Annotated in this window: 18 protein-coding genes; 2 read left to right on the top strand and 16 right to left on the bottom strand. The window is 63.5% G+C overall.

What is annotated here, in order from left to right; genetic code table 11:
• Nucleotides 1–10 precede the first annotated feature (10 nt).
• From uvrC to BBG20_RS17930, 3 genes are all read right to left on the bottom strand, one after another.
• Complete coding sequence (uvrC, locus tag BBG20_RS17940; RefSeq protein ID WP_065905593.1) at nucleotides 11–1,834, bottom strand: excinuclease ABC subunit UvrC; 1,824 nt, start codon at nucleotides 1,832–1,834, stop codon at nucleotides 11–13.
• Between the two features lies 1 nt (nucleotide 1,835).
• Nucleotides 1,836–2,477, bottom strand: coding sequence for a response regulator transcription factor GacA (gene gacA / locus BBG20_RS17935; RefSeq protein WP_003190387.1), 642 nt, complete (start codon nucleotides 2,475–2,477; stop codon nucleotides 1,836–1,838).
• A gap of 151 nt (nucleotides 2,478–2,628) precedes the next feature.
• Nucleotides 2,629–2,994, bottom strand: a complete 366-nt coding sequence (locus tag BBG20_RS17930; protein WP_065905592.1) for a helix-turn-helix domain-containing protein — start codon at nucleotides 2,992–2,994, stop codon at nucleotides 2,629–2,631.
• Between the two features lie 83 nt (nucleotides 2,995–3,077).
• On the opposite strand from BBG20_RS17930, the gene BBG20_RS17925 reads away from it, so the two are divergent.
• The gene (locus BBG20_RS17925; RefSeq protein WP_065905591.1) at nucleotides 3,078–3,317 is read left to right on the top strand and encodes a DNA-binding protein; all 240 of its coding nucleotides are present in this window, start codon (nucleotides 3,078–3,080) and stop codon (nucleotides 3,315–3,317) included.
• Between the two features lie 51 nt (nucleotides 3,318–3,368).
• Here the strand turns inward: BBG20_RS17925 and BBG20_RS17920 are convergent, their stop codons facing one another.
• Together BBG20_RS17920 and BBG20_RS17915 are read right to left on the bottom strand one after the other, a co-directional pair.
• The gene (locus BBG20_RS17920; RefSeq protein ID WP_065905590.1) at nucleotides 3,369–3,818 is read right to left on the bottom strand and encodes a GNAT family N-acetyltransferase; all 450 of its coding nucleotides are present in this window, start codon (nucleotides 3,816–3,818) and stop codon (nucleotides 3,369–3,371) included.
• Nucleotides 3,819–4,568 carry a carbon-nitrogen hydrolase family protein gene (locus BBG20_RS17915; RefSeq protein WP_065905589.1) on the bottom strand — a complete coding sequence of 250 codons (750 nt, stop codon included), beginning with the start codon at nucleotides 4,566–4,568 and terminating at the stop codon, nucleotides 3,819–3,821.
• A gap of 620 nt (nucleotides 4,569–5,188) precedes the next feature.
• On the opposite strand from BBG20_RS17915, the gene BBG20_RS17910 reads away from it, so the two are divergent.
• Nucleotides 5,189–6,271 carry a 3-deoxy-7-phosphoheptulonate synthase gene (locus tag BBG20_RS17910; RefSeq protein ID WP_065905588.1) on the top strand — a complete coding sequence of 361 codons (1,083 nt, stop codon included), beginning with the start codon at nucleotides 5,189–5,191 and terminating at the stop codon, nucleotides 6,269–6,271.
• A 118-nt stretch (nucleotides 6,272–6,389) separates the two neighbouring features.
• On the opposite strand, the gene BBG20_RS17905 is transcribed toward BBG20_RS17910, so the two are convergent.
• From BBG20_RS17905 to BBG20_RS17855, 11 genes are all read right to left on the bottom strand, one after another.
• Nucleotides 6,390–7,091: an NAD(P)H-dependent oxidoreductase gene (locus BBG20_RS17905; protein WP_065905587.1), complete on the bottom strand. Its 702-nt coding sequence runs from the start codon at nucleotides 7,089–7,091 to the stop codon at nucleotides 6,390–6,392.
• A gap of 9 nt (nucleotides 7,092–7,100) precedes the next feature.
• Entirely contained in the window at nucleotides 7,101–8,720 is a 1,620-nt protein-coding gene (locus tag BBG20_RS17900) for an ABC transporter ATP-binding protein (protein ID WP_065905586.1), read from the bottom strand.
• 2 nt (nucleotides 8,721–8,722) lie between these two features.
• A complete protein-coding gene (locus BBG20_RS17895; RefSeq protein WP_065905585.1) occupies nucleotides 8,723–9,550 on the bottom strand; it encodes an ABC transporter permease in 828 nt (275 codons plus the stop codon).
• 3 nt (nucleotides 9,551–9,553) lie between these two features.
• Complete coding sequence (locus BBG20_RS17890) at nucleotides 9,554–10,513, bottom strand: ABC transporter permease (RefSeq protein WP_065905584.1); 960 nt, start codon at nucleotides 10,511–10,513, stop codon at nucleotides 9,554–9,556.
• A gap of 165 nt (nucleotides 10,514–10,678) precedes the next feature.
• Nucleotides 10,679–12,265, bottom strand: coding sequence for an ABC transporter substrate-binding protein (locus BBG20_RS17885; protein ID WP_065905583.1), 1,587 nt, complete (start codon nucleotides 12,263–12,265; stop codon nucleotides 10,679–10,681).
• Nucleotides 12,266–12,284: 19 nt separating this feature from the next.
• Nucleotides 12,285–13,892 carry a 5-guanidino-2-oxopentanoate decarboxylase gene (locus BBG20_RS17880; RefSeq protein ID WP_065905582.1) on the bottom strand — a complete coding sequence of 536 codons (1,608 nt, stop codon included), beginning with the start codon at nucleotides 13,890–13,892 and terminating at the stop codon, nucleotides 12,285–12,287.
• On the bottom strand, nucleotides 13,882–15,990 hold the full coding sequence (locus BBG20_RS17875) for an acetate--CoA ligase family protein (protein ID WP_065905581.1): 2,109 nt from the start codon (nucleotides 15,988–15,990) through the stop codon (nucleotides 13,882–13,884). Before BBG20_RS17875 ends, BBG20_RS17880 begins: the two co-directional genes overlap by 11 nt.
• An 18-nt stretch (nucleotides 15,991–16,008) precedes the next feature.
• Nucleotides 16,009–17,169: an acyl-CoA dehydrogenase family protein gene (locus tag BBG20_RS17870; RefSeq protein WP_065905580.1), complete on the bottom strand. Its 1,161-nt coding sequence runs from the start codon at nucleotides 17,167–17,169 to the stop codon at nucleotides 16,009–16,011.
• A gap of 30 nt (nucleotides 17,170–17,199) precedes the next feature.
• Nucleotides 17,200–17,991, bottom strand: a complete 792-nt coding sequence (locus BBG20_RS17865; RefSeq protein WP_065905579.1) for an enoyl-CoA hydratase/isomerase family protein — start codon at nucleotides 17,989–17,991, stop codon at nucleotides 17,200–17,202.
• 150 nt (nucleotides 17,992–18,141) lie between these two features.
• Nucleotides 18,142–18,780, bottom strand: coding sequence for a TetR family transcriptional regulator C-terminal domain-containing protein (locus BBG20_RS17860; protein ID WP_065905578.1), 639 nt, complete (start codon nucleotides 18,778–18,780; stop codon nucleotides 18,142–18,144).
• Between the two features lie 41 nt (nucleotides 18,781–18,821).
• Nucleotides 18,822–19,580 carry a class II aldolase/adducin family protein gene (locus tag BBG20_RS17855; RefSeq protein ID WP_065905577.1) on the bottom strand — a complete coding sequence of 253 codons (759 nt, stop codon included), beginning with the start codon at nucleotides 19,578–19,580 and terminating at the stop codon, nucleotides 18,822–18,824.
• Between the last annotated feature and the right edge of the window lie 96 nt (nucleotides 19,581–19,676).

The raw sequence follows: 19,676 nt of genomic DNA, 5'->3' as shown, positions 1-19,676 counted from the left end.
GAAAGGCATTCTATTCGCTGTGCAGGTTTGCATAAATCAACTCAGCGAGCTTTTTACTGATACCGGGTGCTTTGGCTATTTCGTCAATGCTGGCACGGGATAGCTCCTGCAAGCCACCAAAATGTTTGAGCAAGTCGCGGCGTCGTGTCGGGCCTACCCCTGCAACCCCTTCCAGGGTTGAGGTTCGCCGGGTTTTGCCACGGCGGGCGCGGTGCCCCGTAATGGCGAAACGGTGCGCTTCGTCGCGAATCTGCTGGATCAGGTGCAGCGCAGGTGAGTCCCCCTTCAAAGTGAACTCATGGGCGGCATCATTCAAGTACAACGTCTCGAAACCGGCCTTGCGCGTGGCGCCCTTGGCCACGCCGAGCAGAATCAGGTCGGGCACCGCCAGCTCGTTGAGCACGTCACGGGCCATGGACAGCTGGCCCTTGCCGCCGTCCACCAGCAGGATATCGGGCAGCTTGCCCTCGCCGTCCTTGAGCTTGCTGAAACGCCGCGTAAGGGCCTGGTGCATGGCGGCATAGTCATCGCCGGCGGTCACGCCTTCGATGTTGTAGCGCCGGTAGTCGGACTTGATCGGCCCTTCCGGCCCGAATACCACGCAGGAGGCTACCGTCGCCTCGCCGCTGGAGTGGCTGATGTCGTAGCACTCCAGGCGCTGGGGCGGCTCGTCCAGGTTGAGGACTTCGGCCAATGCGTCGAAACGCGCGGCGACGTGCTGTCGATTGGCCAGGCGTGCGCCCAGCGCCTGTTCGGCGTTGGTCACGGCCAATTGCTGCCAGCGTGCGCGGGTGCCGCGTACACGATGGCTGATGTCCAGCTCGCGGCCGCGCAGCTCGTGGATCGCCTCGATCAAGGTCGGGAAGTCTTCATGCACCACGTTGACGATCAGCTCGGACGGCAAATCGCGCTCGGGGCTGCTGACGTAGTACTGGCCCAGGAAGGCGGCCATGACTTCGGCGACCTCCTCGTCGATACCGGTCTGCGGGAAAAAGTTCTTGCTGCCCAGCACCCGCCCGCCCCGTACGCTGATCAGGTGCACACAGGCGCCGCCCGGGTTGACGAAGGCTGCGATCACATCGACATCGCCGGTGCCGCCTTCCATGCTTTGCTGATCCTGGACGCGGCGCAGCAGGGAAATCTGGTCACGCAGCTCAGCAGCACGCTCGAAATCCAGGGTACTGGCGGCCTGCTCCATGGCGCCGGAGAGTTCATCGGTCAGTGCATTGCTGCGCCCTTCGAGGAACATCACCGAATGGCGCACATCCTCGGCGTACTCCGCAGGCTCGACCAGCCCCACACACGGGGCCTTGCAACGCTTGATCTGGTACTGCAGGCAAGGCCGGGTGCGGTTCTTGTAGAAGCTGTCTTCGCACTGGCGCACAAAGAAGGTCTTTTGCAGCAGGCTCAAACTCTCGCGGATCGCACCCGCGCTGGGGTACGGACCGAAATACTTGCCCTTCTGCTTCTTCGCGCCCCGGTGAATGCTCAGGCGCGGAAAGTTGCCGTCGGATAAAAATACGTACGGGTAGGATTTATCGTCGCGCAGCAGGATGTTGTAGGGCGGCCGCCATTCCTTGATCAGCGTCTGCTCAAGCAGCAGCGCCTCGGTCTCGTTGGCGGTGATGGTGGTTTCGACCTGGGCGATACGCCCCACCAGCGCGGCGGTCTTGGGCGCCAGGCCGGTCTTGCGAAAGTAGCTCGCCAGGCGGTTTTTCAGGTTCTTGGCTTTGCCGACATACAGCAGCCGTGCCTCGCTGTCGAACATGCGGTACACGCCAGGGCGGCCACTGCAGGTTGAGAGAAAGGCACTTGGATCAAACGGTGTGCTCATGTCAGGCGCTGGCGTCCACCATGCCGTGGCGCACCGCGAGCAGGGTCAATTCAACATCACTGCTGATGGCGAGCTTCTCGAAAATGCGATAGCGGTAGGTGTTGACGGTCTTGGGTGACAGGCACAGCTTGTCGGAGATGGTCTGCACCTTCTGGCACCCGACAATCATCAAGGCAATCTGGATTTCCCGCTCCGACAGTGCGTCGAAGGGCGAGTCGCTGGTGGGCTGGAAGGATTTGATGGCCAATTGCTGGGCAATCTGCGGGCTGATGTACCGCTGGCCGGCAAATACCAGGCGAATGGCCTGGACCATCTCGGCCAGGCCCGCGCCCTTGGTCAGGTAGCCCGCCGCCCCTGCCTGCAACAGGCGGGTGGGAAACGGGTCTTCCTCGCACACGGTGACCACCACGACCTTGATGTCGGGGTGGCTGCGCAACAACTTGGTCGTGGCGCCAAGACCGCCGATCCCGGGCATCTTGACGTCCATCAACACCACATCGGGTTTCAACTCCCGGGCCTTGATCAGGGACTCCTCACCCGATTCGGCCTGGCCGACTACTTGCAGGCCATCGATGTCAGCCAGCATTCGTGTAATGCCTGTACGAACGAGATCATGGTCATCGACTACTAGCACCCTAATCAAGCAGACACCTCGCGATATGGTCTTATAGGTTGCTGAACACCTTAGCAAAAAACCAAGGCGCAGACCTAGTTGCAAGTGTCATATATATAGAGTTTCCACGCGCTGCGCCTGCCCGTCGAACCATGAACCGCGCTGTTTATCGGGTTAAAGGTCAGGAATCCTGGGGTTGCGGCTTGGGTTTTCCGTTGCGTATGGATGAATGCTCGGCCAGCGTGGTGGTCAAGCGGCGGATTGCATCCTGGTCTTCCTTGAACATCGCTCGATAATTGCCCAGTACTTTTTCTTCGATCTGGCTCAGGTTATCCAGTTGGATCGGCGTGGGGCTGCCGGTCAACACGTACAGGATATCCACACCTCTTTGCGCCACGCGGGAAAGGTAGTCAGCCTTGGGCGCCCGACCGCCGTTTTCATATTTGCCTTGCGCGTTGGCTTCAACGCCTCCTATTTCACCAAACACTTTTTGCGACAGCCCTAGCCGCTCTCTTTCTTGCCTTAAACGCGAACCGATTCCACTCATTTGGATGTATGATCCTAAATTGGCACACCCCAAGAGGTGACACACTCATCTCTTCGTTAAACAAACTTGAACGGTTTTGAACTATGCCCGCAATCCGCACTGCTGCACAAGCCAAGGCTTGGCTTGAACACCAAGGAAAGTCAGTTCAAGCGTTCGCCCGGGAACACGGCGTGGACCCGGCAACCACTTATCAAGTGCTCGCTGGGCGCAAAAAGGGACGGCGTGGAGAGGCCCATAAGGTAGCGGTCCTTCTGGGCATGAAAGAGGGCATCATCCTGGCCGAGAATGAGCCCCTGAGACAGGAGCTGGACGTACTGTCCTGACCCAGTATGCGCTTATTGAAACGTTGTGCCTGTTTTGCCCGAATGAGTGTGCTATTCGCCCGCCAGCGTTGACCGACAGTCGAGTTCCATACGCCAGAAGCAGTCCTCTTCCCCCACGATGCTCAGGCCTCGGCGCTGATACAACCTTCTCGCCGGATTGGTCTTGAACACCGTCAAGCGTAGTAGCCCCAGGCCTTGCGTGCGCGCTTTCAGCGCCATCTGCTCCAGCACCCAACTGCCCGCGCCCTGCTTGCGACAACACTCGAGCATGTGCAACTCGCGGATATACAGGGCCTTGCTATCCCGACTGAGGCTGACAAACCCCATCACCGCGTCATCGCGGCAGATCAGCCAGTTCTCACGCCCGGCCCAGGCGACGTCGAAGCCATCGTTGGACCACAGCAAGCCGTACTGCAGGTAGTAGCGGCTCATGGCTTCGTGGGTCAGGGTGCGGGCAAAGGGCAAGTCGTTGGCCGTCGCGGCCCGTAGATGAAAGCTCATTTACACTGCTACCACTCGGCCAACCCAACGCCCACCTTCGCCCTGGGCGATCACCAATGCGTCGCCCACCCCTGGGGCGGCGGCAATCAAGCGGCCATCCGGCGCCCAGATCGCGCTGCGACCCGCGCAGGCCCAGCCACCCGATGGGCCACCATGGTTGGCCATCAGTACCAGCAGACCATGCTCGGCGGCATAGCCTTGGAGCAAAGCGCTGTCCGCCGCATAGCCGCCTTCGCTGATCAGCACACCCACCGCATACACGGTGGCACCCGCTTCAGCCGCGCGACGAGGATGGCTGGCGTGGGAAAAGTCCGCACACACCGCCAACGCAATACGCTCATCTCCCCGCTCGAGGGCCGCGCCCCCCTGCCCGGCGACAAACGCCAACGCTTCGCCGGGGTGCAAATGCTGCTTGGTGTAGACGCCGAGGGAACCGTCCGCGCCCAGCACCAGCGCACCGATCAATACGCCCTCTTGCGACGCCAGCCGGACCGGCATGCCCACCACCGCGGTCAAGCGCAGCTCGCGTGCCATCTCGCGCAGTGGCGCCAACACGGCAGCCTCGGGCTCTATGGCCAACTCAGCCGCCAGAAACGGCTCGTACCCGGTCAGCGACAGCTCCGGAAAGACCAGCACTTGCACGCCGTTGGCCGCCGCCGCGCGCATGAACGCCAGGTGCCGGTGGATGTTGGCCGGCACGTCGCCCGCGATGGAAACAGTTTGAGCAGCAGCAAGGGTCAAGGCGGTCATGGTCGCGTCCAAGCAATCATTAACAAGGTGTGTCCAGCATATCGGCAGTCCCTCATAGCCGTAAGTACCCCGCGGCAATAGAAATTACTGATTGAATCCACCGGTGTGCCTCTAGTAAGCTCGCTCCATCATTTGGAGACATACCATGTTGCAACTCACCCACCCTCAGGTTTGCCCTGCTGCCAGCGCCCAGCGCTCGGTGTCGGCTACCCGTGTGAACGGTTCGAGCGCACTGGTCAGCTTTTATTTTGGGTATTGGTTTAGCCACTGGCGCGCCTGATACCTGAAATCGGCGCCCACTACTCAAGGGGTCGCCTACCAGAGAAATCTAACCCCCGGTCGGCTCCCCGACCGGGGGTTTTGTTTTTTCAGGCCCTGAAAATTTCGTTGCACACCGGACACTAAAAAGGAATCAAGACATGAACTACGCCACCTATTACCGCTACGACACCTCCACCGCCTGGCGATTTAGCAAGCTCCGCTCGGGACAGCCTGCCGCCTCCGATCGGTCACCTATCGGTGGCAAGCCAACACACGTAGCCGATACGGCCAATTGTCGAACACCCCAGTAGGGCCAAGCGCGCGGGAACAGCCCGCCGCTTGCCCAGGAAGCCTTGAATATGAACTCTGCCACCGCCGCTCTGCCCGTTTCGAACCTGACCAGCGCCAACGAAGCCCTGACCCAGCGCCTGCCCAGCTCGCTTGAGCTCAAGCACCAGTTGCCCCTCAGCCCGTTCCTCAATGAACAGATTCACGCCCATCGCCAAGCCGTGCGCGCCATCCTCGATGGTCAGGATTCGCGCTTGCTGGTGATTGTCGGCCCGTGCTCGATCCACGACCCGGAATCGGCCATGGAGTACGCACGCAATCTGAAGAAGCTGGCCCTTGAAGTCAGCGACCAGATGCTGCTGGTGATCCGCGCCTACGTCGAAAAACCGCGCACCACCATCGGCTGGAAAGGCCTGGCCTACGACCCGCACCTGGATGGCAGCGATGACATGGCCGCCGGCCTCACGCTGTCGCGCGAGCTGATGCGCGAAATGCTGCGCCTGGGCCTGCCGGTCGCCACCGAGCTGCTGCAACCGATGGCCGCCGGCTACTTCGATGACCTGCTCAGCTGGGTTGCGATTGGTGCGCGTACCACCGAATCGCAGATCCACCGCGAAATGGCCAGCGGCCTGGGCATGCCCGTGGGCTTCAAGAACGGCACCGACGGCGGCGTTGCGATTGCCTGCGACGCGATGCGCTCGGCCGCCCACCCGCACCGCCACTTCGGCGTCGACAGCCAGGGCCATCCGGCGATCATCCAGACCCCAGGCAACCCCGACACCCACCTGGTGCTGCGCGGCGGCCACCGCGGACCGAACTACGATGCGCAGAGCGTGGCGCAGGTCAAGCTCGACCTGGCCAAGTCCAAGGTGGCGGCGCGGATCATGGTCGATTGCAGCCATGCCAACAGCGGCAAGGACCCGTTGCGCCAACCGACGGTGTTCAACGACGTGCTGGAGCAGCGCTTGCAGGGCGACACGTCGCTGGTCGGCATGATGATCGAAAGCCACCTGTTCGAAGGCTGCCAACCGCTGAGTGCATCGATGAAATACGGCGTGTCGGTGACCGATGGCTGCCTGGGCTGGGATGGTACCGAGCAACTGCTGCGCAGCGCGGCGCAGCGTCTGCGCGAACAACGCAATAGCACTGACTGATGCAGCTCAAAATGTAGGAGCGGGCTTGCCTGCGATAGCGGTGTGTCAGGCTACAGATCTGTAGCGGATGTACCGCACTCGCAGGCAAGCCCGCTGCCACATTTGGCCGGTGACAAGTTCAAGAAAGGGGATACAGCGCCTCATCGAACTGCGCCATTTTCGGGAACACCAACGGCTGCTCATCCGCCAGCCCTTGCAACCGCTGCTCGTACGCGATCAGAAATGCCTGCCGCGCCTCATCGCTGATATACGGCACATGCCACGCCACGAACGGCGCCAGCACTTCATACCCGACATACGCCAAGGTCCCGCGCAGGATCGGCCGCAACATGTCCTCCAACGGCCCGTGAATCGCGCCCTCGCCGAACATGTGTTCACGCCCGCCCAAGGTCACCGTGACCAACGCCCGCTTGCCCGCCAGCCCGCCCTGATCGTAAAACCGCTTGCCGCCGTAACACACGCCCGACACCAGTACCCGGTCGATCCAGCCCTTGAGCATCGCCGGCACCGAGAACCAGAAGATCGGAAAATTGAGGATCAGCAAGTCAGCCCAGAGCAGCTTGTCCAACTCGCCCTGGATATCCGCCGCGATCGACTGCTTCTTCACCCCCAGGCGCTGCTCCAGGGCATACACCAGGTAGTCAGGGTTTTCCCGCGCGCAAAAGTCCGCGGCCGACGCCACCGGGTTCCACTGCATCGCATACAGATCACTGACCTGCACCTCATGCCCCTGCGCGCTCAACGTGGCGACGGCCTGATCACGCAAGGCGGCGGTAAACGACTGCGGTTCAGGGTGCGCGTGAACAATCAAAACCTTCATGTGAATTCCTCAAACAGTGGGCGCCGCCCGTTGGGCCAGCAAGTGATCGAGCCAGTCCGGGTCCATCGCAGGTTCGGATGAAAACAACAGGCCGGTGTAGTCCTGGTACGGCGGGGTGAAAATCGCGCTGCGGCTGCCCTGGTCCACCACCCTGCCCCGCTGCATCACCACCACTTCATCGGCAATCGCGCGGACGGTGGCAACGTCATGAGTGATGAACAGGTAGGCCACGCCGAGTTGCTGCTGGAGGCAATTGAGCAGTTTCAACACGCCCTCGGCCACCAGTTGATCGAGGGCCGAGGTGACCTCATCGCAGATGATCAATTGCGGGTCGGCCGCCAGGGCGCGGGCGATGCAGATGCGCTGCTTCTGCCCGCCGGACAGTTCTCGCGGCTGGCGCTCCATGTAGGTGGCCGGGTCCAGCTCGATCATTTCCAGCAGCTCGGCGACCCGCGCGCGCAGGGCCTTGCCCTTCAGGCCCAGGTAAAACGTCAGCGGCCGGCCGATGATGTCGACGATGCGCTGGCGTGGGTTCAGCGCGGTATCGGGAATCTGGTAGATCATCTGGATGCGCCGCAACTGCTCCTTGCTGCGCTGGCGAAAGTCCACCGGCAACGCCTCGCCGTCATACAGCACCTGCCCGCTCGTGGCCGGGAGCAAGCCGGTGATCAGGCGCGCGGTGGAGCTCTTGCCGCTGCCGGACTCGCCGATCACCGCCAGGGTCTGGCCGCGATACAGCTTCATCGACACCTCCTGCAGCACCGGTTGATGGCCATAGCTGGCGCACACCTGACGCACATCCAGCAGCGGTTGCTCCTGCACCGGGCACGGCTTGGGCTCGGTGCGAAAGCTGCGCACTGCCCACAGCGACTTGGTGTAGTCCTGCTGCGGCTGGCTGAGCATGCTGCGGGTGTCGGCCTCTTCCACCAGCTTGCCGTGGCGCAGCACCATAATGCGGTCGGCCATCTGCGCGACCACCGCCAGGTCGTGGCTGATATACAGCGCGGCGCTGCCGAAGGTTTTCACCGCATCGCGGATCGCCGCGAGGACTTCGATCTGCGTGGTGACGTCGAGGGCGGTGGTGGGTTCGTCAAAGATGATCAGGTCGGGGTGGCACGCCATCGCCATCGCGGTCATCACCCGTTGCAGCTGGCCGCCGGAAACCTGATGGGGATAACGTTGGCCGATGGTCTGCGGGTTGGGCAAGCGCAGAACGCGGTACAACTCCACCGCTTCGCGCTCGGCCTGGGCACGGTTGATGCCGCCGTTGATCACCGCCGTTTCGACGTGCTGGTCGATCAGCCGATGCGCCGGGTTGAACGACGCGGCCGCACTTTGCGCGACATAGGCAATGCGCAAGCCGCGTAACTTGCGCAGCGCTTCAGGCTTGGCCTGCAGCAGTTGAATGCCGTCAAAACACACCGAGCCGCCCGTGATGCGGCAACCTTCGCGCGCATAGCCCATGGCGGCCAGCCCGAGGGTCGATTTGCCCGCCCCCGACTCGCCAATCAGCCCCAGCACTTCGCCGCGCTGCAAGGTCAGGTCGATGCCCTTGATCAGCGGGTGCCAGGCGTCCTCGTAATGTCCCTCGATCTGCAGGTTGCGGATTTCCAACAAGGGCTTGTCCATCCTCAACACTCCTTCAGGCCGCTGGATTTATGCAGCATCCAGTCGACGACAAAATTCACGCTGACGGTGATCAACGCCACTGCCAGGGCCGGCAGCAACGGGCTGATATCGCCGAAGGTGATCAACACCGCGTTGTCGCGGACCATGCTGCCCCAGTCGGCGGTGGGCGGTTGGATGCCCAGGCCGAGGAACGACAGCGCGCTGATAAACAGGAATACAAAGCAGAAGCGCAGGCCGAATTCGGCAATCAACGGTGCGGCGGCGTTGGGCAGCACTTCGCGGGTGACCAGCCACCACAGGCCTTCGCCGCGCAGGCGGGCAGCCTCGACGAAGTCCTGCACCACCACGGTCATCGCCACGGCGCGGGACAGGCGAAACACCCGCGTCGAATCCAGCAGCGCAATCACCAGCACCAGCGAGGTGGCGTTGGTGCCCACCACGCTGAGAATCAGCAAGGCAAAGATCAGCTGCGGGATCGCCATGAGAATGTCCACCACCCGCGACAAGCCCTGGTCGATCCAGCCGCCCTTGATCGCGGCGACCAAGCCACACAGGCCGCCGAGCAGAAACGCCAGGGTCGTGGTCAGGAACGCGATGCCCAGGGTATTGCGCGCGCCGTACACCAGGCGGCTGAACATGTCGCGCCCCAGGTTATCGGTGCCCAGCAGGAACTGGCCGCTCCAAGGCGCAAAGCCCTCGCCCACCACCTGGGTTTCGCCGTAGGGCGCCAGCAGCGGCGCAAACACCGCCACCACGATGTACAACACAATGATCAGCAGGCCGAACTTGGCGCTCAACGGCGCCCGGGCCACTTGGCTCAACAGGCTCATGGTCTACCCCTTCGGATGCATCAGGCGTGGGTTGCTGGCGATTGACAACACGTCCGCCCCGGTATTGAGCAGGATATAAGTGGCGGCGAAGATCAGGCTGCAGGCCTGCACCACCGGAATGTCGCGCTTGGACACCGAGTCCACCAGCAACTGGCCGAGGCCCGGGTACACGAACACCACTTCGACCACCACCACGCCCACCACCAGGTACGCCAGGTTCAGCGCGACCACATTGACGATGGGCGCCAGCGCATTGGGCAGCGCGTGCCGCCAGATAATCCGCGACTGACGGATGCCCTTCAGGCGCGCCATCTCGATATACGGGCTGGCCAGCAGGTTAATCAGCGAGGCGCGGGTCATGCGCATCATCTGCGCGATCACCACCAGGCTGAGGGTGGCCACCGGCAACACCGAGCGTTCGAGAATGGTGCCGAAACTGGCATCCGGGGCCAGGTTGGACAGGCTGGGAAACCACCCCAGCTTCACCGAGAACACCAGGATTAACAGGTACGCGACGAAGAACTCCGGGAACGACACCGCGCTCAACGCCGAGGTGTTGAGCAGGCGATCGAACCAGCTGTTGCGGTACAACGCCGCCAGCATCCCCAGCACCAGCGCCGTCGGCACCGAGACCAACGCCGCCAACGCGGCCAGGCTCAAGGTGTTGCCCAGGCGCGCGCCGATCAACTCGGCAATGGGTCGCTGGTTGGCCAGCGAAGCGCCGAGATCACCGTGCAGCAGACGCAGCAGCCAGTGCGCGAAGCGCGTCAGCGGCGGCAGATCCAGGCCCAGTTGCGCGCGAAACGCCGCTACGGTCTCCGGCGTGGCGGACTGGCCGAGCATGGCCTGGGCGATATCCCCCGGGAGCATGCCCACGGCGAGAAAGATGATCACCGACACGGCGAACAAAGACAGCAGGCCGAGGGCCAGGCGTTGGAGCACCAGTTTGAATAAGCTATTCATGTTCGGTTCTCATGAGTTGGGCATGTTCTCGAAGGCGAAAAATGTCCAATGTGGGAGCGGGCTTGCTCGCGAAAGCGGTGTGTCAGCCAATACAGATAGAGACTGACCCAGCGCATTCGCGAGCAAGCCCGCTCCCACATGTGGTTTGTGGCGTTTCTGAAGTATTCACGCCTGCCACCACCGCTCGATCAGCCTCAGCCCATCCAACTCGCCATAGGGTGCGGTCTGCGCACCGTGCGCCACGCGGTTCGAACGCGCCGCCACCGAACTGGCAAACAGCGGCACGATGGCCCCGCCATCATCCCGGCACAGGGCCTGCATTTCGTTGTACATCTCCTGGCGCAACGGGGCGTTCATCTCGCCACGGGCGGCGGTCAGCAGTTGATTGAAACGCGGGTTGTCCCAGTGGGTCTCGTTCCACGCCGCACCCTTGGCGTAGCCGATGCTGAACATGCGGTCGGCGGTCAGGCTGCTGTACCAGAACGAAGTGGTGAACGGCTGCTTCATCCACACGTTGGAGAAGAACCCGTCGGCCGGTTCGCGCACCACGTCGATGTCGATACCGGCCTGGCGCGCCTGCTCCTTGAACAACACCGAGGCGTCCACTGCGCCGGTGTAGGCGGCGTCCGACGCCTGCAGGCGGACCTTGAGCGACTCCACCCCGGCCTTGCGCAGGTAGAAGCGCGACTTGTCCGGATCGTAGGTGCGTTGCTCCAGGGCGGCGTTGATAAAGCGGCTGCCGGGCTGGATCGGGTGGTCGTTGCCCACCAGGCCGTAGCCGTACAGCACCGAGGCGAGCAAGGTTTCGCGATTGATCGCGTGCTTCATCGCCATGCGAATGTCGTTGTTCTTGAATTCGTTGCTGTCGCACAGCATCGGGAAGGTGTAGTGCTGCGCGCCCTTGGTTTCTTCGATCACCAGGTTGGCGTTGCGCTTGAGCAGGGCCACGGTTTTTAGGTCGACCTTGTTGATCACATCGACCTGCCCGGTGACCAGCGCATTGACCCGCGCGGCACCGTCGGCGATGGCCAGCAACTCGGCGCTGGCGAAATGCGCGCGACCGGGTTTCCAGTAGTCGGGGTTGCGCTCCAGGTCCATGCGCACACCCGGCTCGAAGCTTTTCAGGCGGTAGCCGCTGGTGCCGACGCCGGCCTTCCAGTCGGCGGCGCCATCCTTGGCGGGCATGATCACCAGGTGATAATCGGCAACCACGTAGGCAAAGTCGGCGTTGCCAGAATGCAGCTCGAACACCACCGCATCATTGCCCTGGGCGCTGACGCTGGCGACGTCGCCGAGTACAGTCTTGGCGGCCGACGTGGAGTCCTTGCTCAGGTGATGATTGATCGACACCACCACGTCTTCGGCGCTCAGGCTTTTGCCGTTATGGAAGGTCACGCCGGGGCGCAAGTGGAAGGTCCACACGCGCGCATCCGGGGTCGATTCAAAGCGCTCGGCGAGCTCGGGAATCGCGCTGCCGTCGACGGCGATTTCGGTCAGCGTGTTGTACACCGCCGAGAAGCCGACAAAGGTGAAGGTGTCGACCCAGGAACCGGGGTCGCGCGAGTCAGTGGTGCTGCCTCCGGCCAACCCCAGGCGCAGCACGCCGCCGGGCTTGGGCGTCGCGTCCTGGGCCAATGCGTGCAGCGGCAGGCCCAGGGAAAACGCCGCTGCCACCGCACCGGCCACGGCGCTGTGTTTGAGGAAGTCCCGTCGGTGCATCGCTTGAGTCATGTTGTTGTTGTTTTCGCTCATGGTCTTGCTCCTCTAAAGATCAACAGGCACAGGCATGTTTCAGCTCGATCAAGGTCACGCCGTTGCGTTTGAAGGCGTTGCGCAAGCCCGTCTGCAATGCATCCAGGTTCTGGGGCTGGTTCACCGTGCAGCCGAACGCCTGGGCGAACAAGGCAAAATCCGGATTGCGCGGTAGCACGCCGATCGGTTCGATCTCCAGGTCGAGCATGTCGTCACGGATCTGGCCGAGGGCATCGTTGTTCCACAACAACACCACCAGCGGGCTGTCCAGTTCTTCCACCGCCGTCGCCAGTTCCTGCGCGGTGTAGAGAAAGCCGCCATCACCCACCAGCACCAGGCCGGGCCGCTGCGGCGCGCCGAACTTGGCGCCGATGCCGGCCGGCAAGCCGTAGCCCAAGGTGCCGTAGCCCGTGGGGTGCAGCCAACTGCGCGGGGCCCGGCTGCGGTAGGCGTAGTTGCCGGTGTAGGCCAGTTGGGTCATGTCGCTGCTGATCACCGCATTCGCCGGCAATTCGGCCTCGATGCGGTCGAGAATCGCCTGGTGGATCGATTGCAACGGACCATGTCCGGACTCGATGGCCTGCAGCACTGCCGCCACTGATCTGGCCGCCGCTGCAGCGTCCCGCGGTGCCGGCGGTAGCCGTTGCAGCAGGGCTTGCACCGTCTGTTGGGCATCGCCTTTCAGCGCGACGGCGCACGGGTAGAAATCATTGAATTTGCGCGGGTCGATGTCCACGCGCACTAGCTCGCCGTTCAGCGGCAAACGCTCGCGCCAATAGTCGGTGTCGGCCATTTCCGTGCCGACCGCAAGCACCACGTCGGCCTCGCTGATCAATTGCCAACCGGGTTCGACGCACAAGGTCGAGCCGGCATTCAGCGGATGCTCGATCGGCAACAGGCCTTTACCCGCGACACTGCTGAAAAACGGCGCCGCCAGTTGTGTGCTCAAGCGCTGCAACGCCTCGCCGGCTGCCAGCGCGCCGCCGCCGGCGATGATCATCGGGCGCTTGGCCGCCGACAGTTTTGCCGCCGCTTGGTCCAGGTCTTCCGCCGAGGGCAAACCGCGCCCTGGGCGGCGTACGACCTCATTGCTCCAATCTCTCTGGATCGGCGCAGCCAACACGTCGAGCGGCACCGAAATGTGCACCGGCCGTGGCCGCTCACTGTCGAACACCGCATAAGCACGCGCCACCAGTTCGGGCAAATCCTCGGTGCTCAAGGCCACGGCGGAAAACGCCGTGATCGGCGCCGTGATCGCGCGCTGGTCCTGGGTCTCATGCAAGATGCCCCAGCCCTTGCCGAGGCTGGCAGTGTGGTTGACGCTGGAAATCATCAGCAGCGGGATCGAGTCGGCGTAGGCCTGGCCGATGGCGGTTGCGGCGTTGGTCACGCCGGGCCCGGTGATCACAAAGCACACGCCCGGCTTGCCGCTGACACGCGCATAACCATCGGCCATAAAGCCCGCGCCCTGTTCATGGCGGGTGAGTACATGGCGAATGCCGCTGCCGGGCAAGCCGCGGTACAACTCCAGGGTGTGCACTCCGGGAATCCCGAAGACGGTATCGACGCCATAGTTGGCCAGCAACCGCACCAGGGCCTGGCCGCCGGTCAGGGTTTTATCGTGCATGTTGATCTCCTAGACGAATCAACGCGTCGACCGCCGTGGCGCCGTGGGCGTTGACCAGCAATGGGTTCACATCCAACTCCAGCAATTGCGCGGCGTTGGCGCAGGCGTAGTCGGCCACCGCACGGATGGCCGCGACCAGCGCGTCGAGATCCGCCATTTCGCGCCCGCGAAAGCCCTGCAGCAACGCGGCGCTGCGCAAGCTGAGCACGGCGTGGCGGATCGCATCGTCAGTGGTCGGCAGCAGCAGGCTGCGACTGTCCTTGAGCAGTTCCACGAAGATGCCACCAGCGCCGATCACCAGGGCCAGGCCGAAGTCATTCTCGCGCTTGATACCCACGATCAGCTCGGCCAGCGGCGGGGTCGCCATGGACTCCAGCAGCAGTTGGTCAAACGCTACACCGGGTGCGTACGCGGCGATCTGCCCGCGCATCAGCGCCAACGCAGACGTCAGCGCCACACCATCTTGCAGGTTCAAGGCGACGGCACCGGCCTCGGTTTTATGCGGCAACTGCGTGCTGACCGCCTTGAGCACCAACGGGTAGCCCAGCACATCGGCATCGGCAATCGCGCGTCCCGGCGTACTCAATACCGCCGCCGGCGTGTTCAGGCCGAACACGCGCAAGGCTTGCTTGGACGCCCACTCATCCAGGGCCAGGCCCTGGCCTTGCAGGGGTTGCGGGCACAGCGGCACGAGGCTCGACTCGCCGCGCGCCAGCAAGGTCCGTCGATTATGCTGATACTCGGCGATCCGCCCCCAGGCCGCGAGTGCATCCTCCACGCCTTGCAGCGCGGCAATGCCGTGGGCATGCAAGCGCTCGCGGGCATGGGCCGGCAGCAATTCGGGAAACGCCGAGGTGACAAACCCGGTCTTGCCATGCCGGTCGAGCGCGTCGCAAAACAGCCCGAGCAGCAGGTCGCATTCCTTGCGTTCGCCGGTGAATTCGGCCGGGTAGTCCAGCACCAGCATGGCGGCATCGGCCTCCGTGCGCAGGGCGGTATCGAGCATCGTGTCGAGGGCTTCGCGCTCACCCCAGATGGCGGTGGTAAAGTCCAGCGGGTTGACCAGGTTGGCGTAGCTGGGCAGCACCTGCGCCAGCTCTGCGCGCTGGTCTTCGTCGAGTGTCGGCAAGGCCAGTTGGTTGCGCTCGGCGTAGTCGGCGATCAGCCCGGCGTCGCCACCGGAACAGGCCAGCGCGATCAGACGGTTGCCAGCCGGCAGATTACCGCACGCTGCGGCTTTCAAGGTCTCGACAAAACTCACCGGCCCACTCACGCGGATCACCCCGAGCCGGGCGAACAGGCTGTCGTACAGTGTGTCGGAGCCGGACAGCGAACTGGTATGACTCAGCGCCAGCTCGGCCCCGATCTGCGACACGCCGGTTTTCAACGCGATGATCGGGATGCCCTTTTCCAGCGCCTTGTGCGCGGCGCGGGCGAACCCCGGGACATTCTTCAAACCTTCCAGGTGCAGACCGATGGCGGTCACGCGCGGCTCATCGAGCAGTACGTCCATCAATTCGGCCACGCCCAATTGCGCCTGGTTGCCGACCGAGGCCATGTAGGCCACCGGCAACGAGCGGTCGCTCATCGACAGGTTGTAGGCGAAGTTGCCGCTCTGGGTCAGCACCGCCACGCCCTTCTCCACCGCTTTGCCGCCGTGGGCCACCGGCCACAGGGCGGCGCTGTGCAGGTAGTCGAGCAGGCCGTAGCAGTTGGGACCGAGCAAGGCCATCTCGCCAGCGGCGTGCAACAACTGCTGCTGCAGCGCGGCACCACTGGCGCCGGTTTCGGCAAAGCCGGAGGCGTAGCAGATCGCGCCGCCGGTGCCGATGGCGGCCAGTTCAGCAACGCAGGTCAATGTCAGTTCACGGTTGGTGGCAATGAATACCGCATCCGGGCCGCACGGCAGGTCGGCGACGCGGCGCACACAGGGGATGCCGTCGAGGCTGTCATGCTGCGGGTTGACCAGCCACATCGGCCCGGTAAACCCGCCGTCGGCACAGCGCTTGAGGGCGCGGGCCATGCTGCGCCCGCCGACAAAAGCCAAGTGCCGGGGCGCCAGCAGGCGCTTGAGATTGTCGCGAATAGCCTGGGACATAAGCGTTCTCCGCGCCGATCAGCGCAACAGCGGCCGCAACAGTTCACGGGCGATGATATGGCGCTGGATTTCCGAAGTGCCTTCCCAGATCCGTTCGATCCGCGCGTTGCGCCAGATGCGCTCCACCGGCCCTTCGTCCATCAAGCCCATGCCACCGAAAATCTGCACGGCCTCGTCGGCGACCTTGCCCAGGGTTTCGCTGGCAAACAGCTTGGCCATGCCGGCCTCGCCGTCGGTCATGCTGCCCTGGTCCATTTTCCAGGCGGTGTGCAGGGTCAGCAGTTCAGCCGCGCGTATCTGCGTGGCCATGTCGGCCAGTTTGAAACTCACGCCCTGATAGGTGCCGATGGGCTGGCCAAACTGCTTGCGATCCGCCGCCCATTGCAGCGACACCTCCAGCGCACGCTGGGCCTGGCCGACGCAGTTGGCGGCGACCATCACGCGCCCGGCGGTGAGCCAGGCGTTGGCCACGTCCCAGCCTTTGCCCACTTCACCGAGTACCTTGGAGGCTGGCACGCGGCAGTCGTCGAAGAACATTTCGTAGGTGTGGTAACCGCGGTTGCTCACACACTTGGGGCCCCGGCGAATGGTCATGCCCGGCGTGCCACGGTCGACCAGGAATGAAGTCACCGCATTGCGCTGGCGGCCGTTGTGCTCGTAGGTGTCGGTGACGGCAAACACGATGGCGAAATCGGCGTGCCCGGCATGGCTGATGAAGTGCTTGCTGCCGTTGATCACGAAGTCGTCGCCGTGGCGCACGGCGCGGGTCTTGATCGCGTTGGCGTCCGAACCGGCACCGGGTTCGGTCAGCGCGAAGCAGTCGATTTTCTTGCCCTGCACGCACGGCAGCAGATAGTCGCCGATCTGCGCGCCGGTGCAGGCCATGAGGATTTTCGACGGGCGCGCGACAAACACATGCAGGGCCCACGACACCTTGGACAATTCCCGTTCGATCAACGCCTGCGACAAGTAGTCGAGGCCACCACCACCGACCTCTTCCGGCATGTTGAAGGCATAGAAGCCGGCAGCGATGGCCTTGTCGCGGATCTGCGCGGCCAGCTCTGGTGAAACCTCGTCGGCGCGGTCCACCGCCTCCTCGTGGGGCAACAATTCCTTGGCAACAAAACTGCGTACCGCGTCCACCAACATGTCTTGTTCTTGGCTGAGTTGGAAATTCATGGCGCTACCTGCTCGAGGGTGTCGTTGTTGTTATTTGCCGCAGAATGTCGGGAGGCGTTTTTCCATGGCCGCGCGCAGGGCTTCGGCGCCATCTGCACTGCGTCCGCATAACAGGCCGGCGGCCAGTTCGGCTTGCAGTTGCTCGGGCAGGCTGCGGTCGGCGCCATCGCGGATCAGGGTTTTGGTCTGGGCGAAGGCGAAGGTCGGGCCGTTGGCCAGGCGGGTCGCCAGTTCGAGGGTGTGGGCATGCAGTTGCTCATCGGCGACCACTTCACCGACCAGGCCGGCTGCCAGGGCGCGGTCGGCGCTCCACAGCTCATCAAGGAACAGCAGGCGCTTGGCCTGCTCGCTGCCGATCAGGCGCGGCAAATGCCAGCTGGCACCGGCGTCCGGGGCATACGCCATGCTGGTGTAGCCGGCCTTGAAGCGCGCCGACTGGGCCGCTACGCGCAGGTCGCAGCACAGGGTCAGGTCCATGCCGGCGCCGACGGCCGTGCCGTTGATCGCGGCAATCGTGGGTTTGTCGAGGCTGTGCAGGCGGGTCATGAGGGCGTGGGCGGTTTCGGTCCAGCCGTAGGTTTCCAGGGCGCCGCGTGCTTCGGCGTCGGCCCACTCGGCGAGGTCCGCGCCAGCGCAGAAGCTGCGGCCGCTGCCGGTCAACACCACCACACGCACGGCCGGGTCGCGGTTGAACGCGTCGAGCAGGCTGTGCAGGTGCTTGAGGGTCGGGATGTCCAGCGCATTGCGCTGCGGCCCTCGGTTGAGGGTGATCCAGGCAACGCCTGCCTGCACGTGGGTGAGCACGGACGAATCGGTAGTCATGGCTTCCTCGAATTATTTTATTTGGCGTGAGGGGTGCGACATGGGGCGATACTAAACGAGTGTTCAGTAAGGAGGCAATCGGCAAATCTTAAATTTTTTCAGTGCCGGAAAAACCGCCCCGGACCTTGCGTCCAGGGCGGCGAGGAAGGCTCAGGGTTTGAGCTGGTAACGCTTGCGACCGCCGGACTGCAGGCCGTCGACCCAGGCTTCGCAGATCTGGATCCCCTGCTCCGGGGTGAACGTGCCGGGGTTGAGGCCCGACTCCAGCCACAACCCGTCGAGCAAGGCGCTCAGGCCGATGGCCGCGAGGTCGGCGTCGAACTGCTCCCACCCTTCTTCGCGGGCCATGTCGGTCAGGGCCGAACGCATGATGGTGCGGTATTCGCCGTAGGAGTGTTCGTGGGCCAGGTTGATCGCCGGCGCCGTCTTCACCGCGCCCCAGAACACCAGCCACGCATCCAGCAACTGCGGGTCGAGCAACTCGGCGGAAAACGAGCCCCGAAACAGCGCCGACAAACGCTCCCGAGGGTTGGGCGGCGCCTTGGCCATGGTCTCGCGCAGCAGGCTCATGACCTGGCCGGTGATGGTGCGATAGGCCTCGGCCACCAACTCATCCTTGCCCGAGTAGTGGTGGCTGATCAGCCCTACGGAGACCCCGGCCTCGGCGCTGATCTTGCGGATCGAGGCGCCCTGGAACCCGTCACGCTTGAGGCAAGTCAGGGTCGCCTGGACCAGATTGGCCTTGCGCAATTCCGGCTCCATCCGGGAGAAACGGGTTTCCTGGGTCATGGCGCGGTGTCCTTCGGTTGAGTCGGCTGCACGACTCTACATCAGTCGCGGTACCCCGGCGACACCCGATCCAGCATGCGCAGCAACGCCGCCCACGCCAGTTGCATCGCATCCAGGTCAACCAACTCGCCCTCCTCCAGCGGCCGGCCGGGGTTGTTGAATTGCTGTTCGGTGTACTGGCAGACCTCGGCGGATGGCAGCACCAGTGGACCACAGGCCTGGGCGGCGATCTGGATGTCGCAGGCTTTTTCCAGGTAGTACATGCGCAGGAATGCCTGGCTGACGGTTGCGCCTACCGTCAGCAAACCGTGGTTGCGCAGCATCAGCACCGGCTTGTCGCCGAGGTCGCGCACCAGGCGTTGCTGCTCGTCCAGGTCCAGGGCCACGCCTTCGTAGTCGTGGTAGGCAACCTTGCCGTAGAACTCCATGGAAATCTGGTTCACCGGCAACAACCCGCACTCCAGCGCCGCCACCGCGCAGCCGGCGCGAGTGTGGGTGTGCAGCACGCAGTGGGCATCTTCGCGGGCGCCATGGATCGCGCTGTGAATCACAAAGCCGGCCGGGTTGACCGCATGCGGCGACGGCTCGACCGCGCGCCCGTCGAGGCCGATCTTCACCAGGCTGGAGGCGGTGATTTCATCGAACATCAGCCCGTAGGGATTGATCAGGAAGTGATGCTCGGGCCCGGGAATGCGCACCGAGATATGCGTGAAAATCAGGTCGCTCATGCGGTAGTGCGCGATCAATCGATAACACGCCGCAAGCTCTTCGCGCAGGTGCTGTTCGGTGGAGTGAGGCATTTTTATTCTCCGGGCACGGGGTGGGTGAAGGCGACGCTAATCCAGACGCCAGTAAAAAAACAAGTTGATTTTTTACTGGCGGCAGCCTCCTATAGA

The sequence above is a fragment of the Pseudomonas aylmerensis genome, from assembly GCF_001702265.1.
Taxonomy (GTDB): Bacteria; Pseudomonadota; Gammaproteobacteria; order Pseudomonadales; family Pseudomonadaceae; genus Aquipseudomonas; species Aquipseudomonas aylmerensis.
Note: the sequence above shows the minus strand (reverse complement) of the source record. Positions and strands in the feature narration are given on the sequence as shown.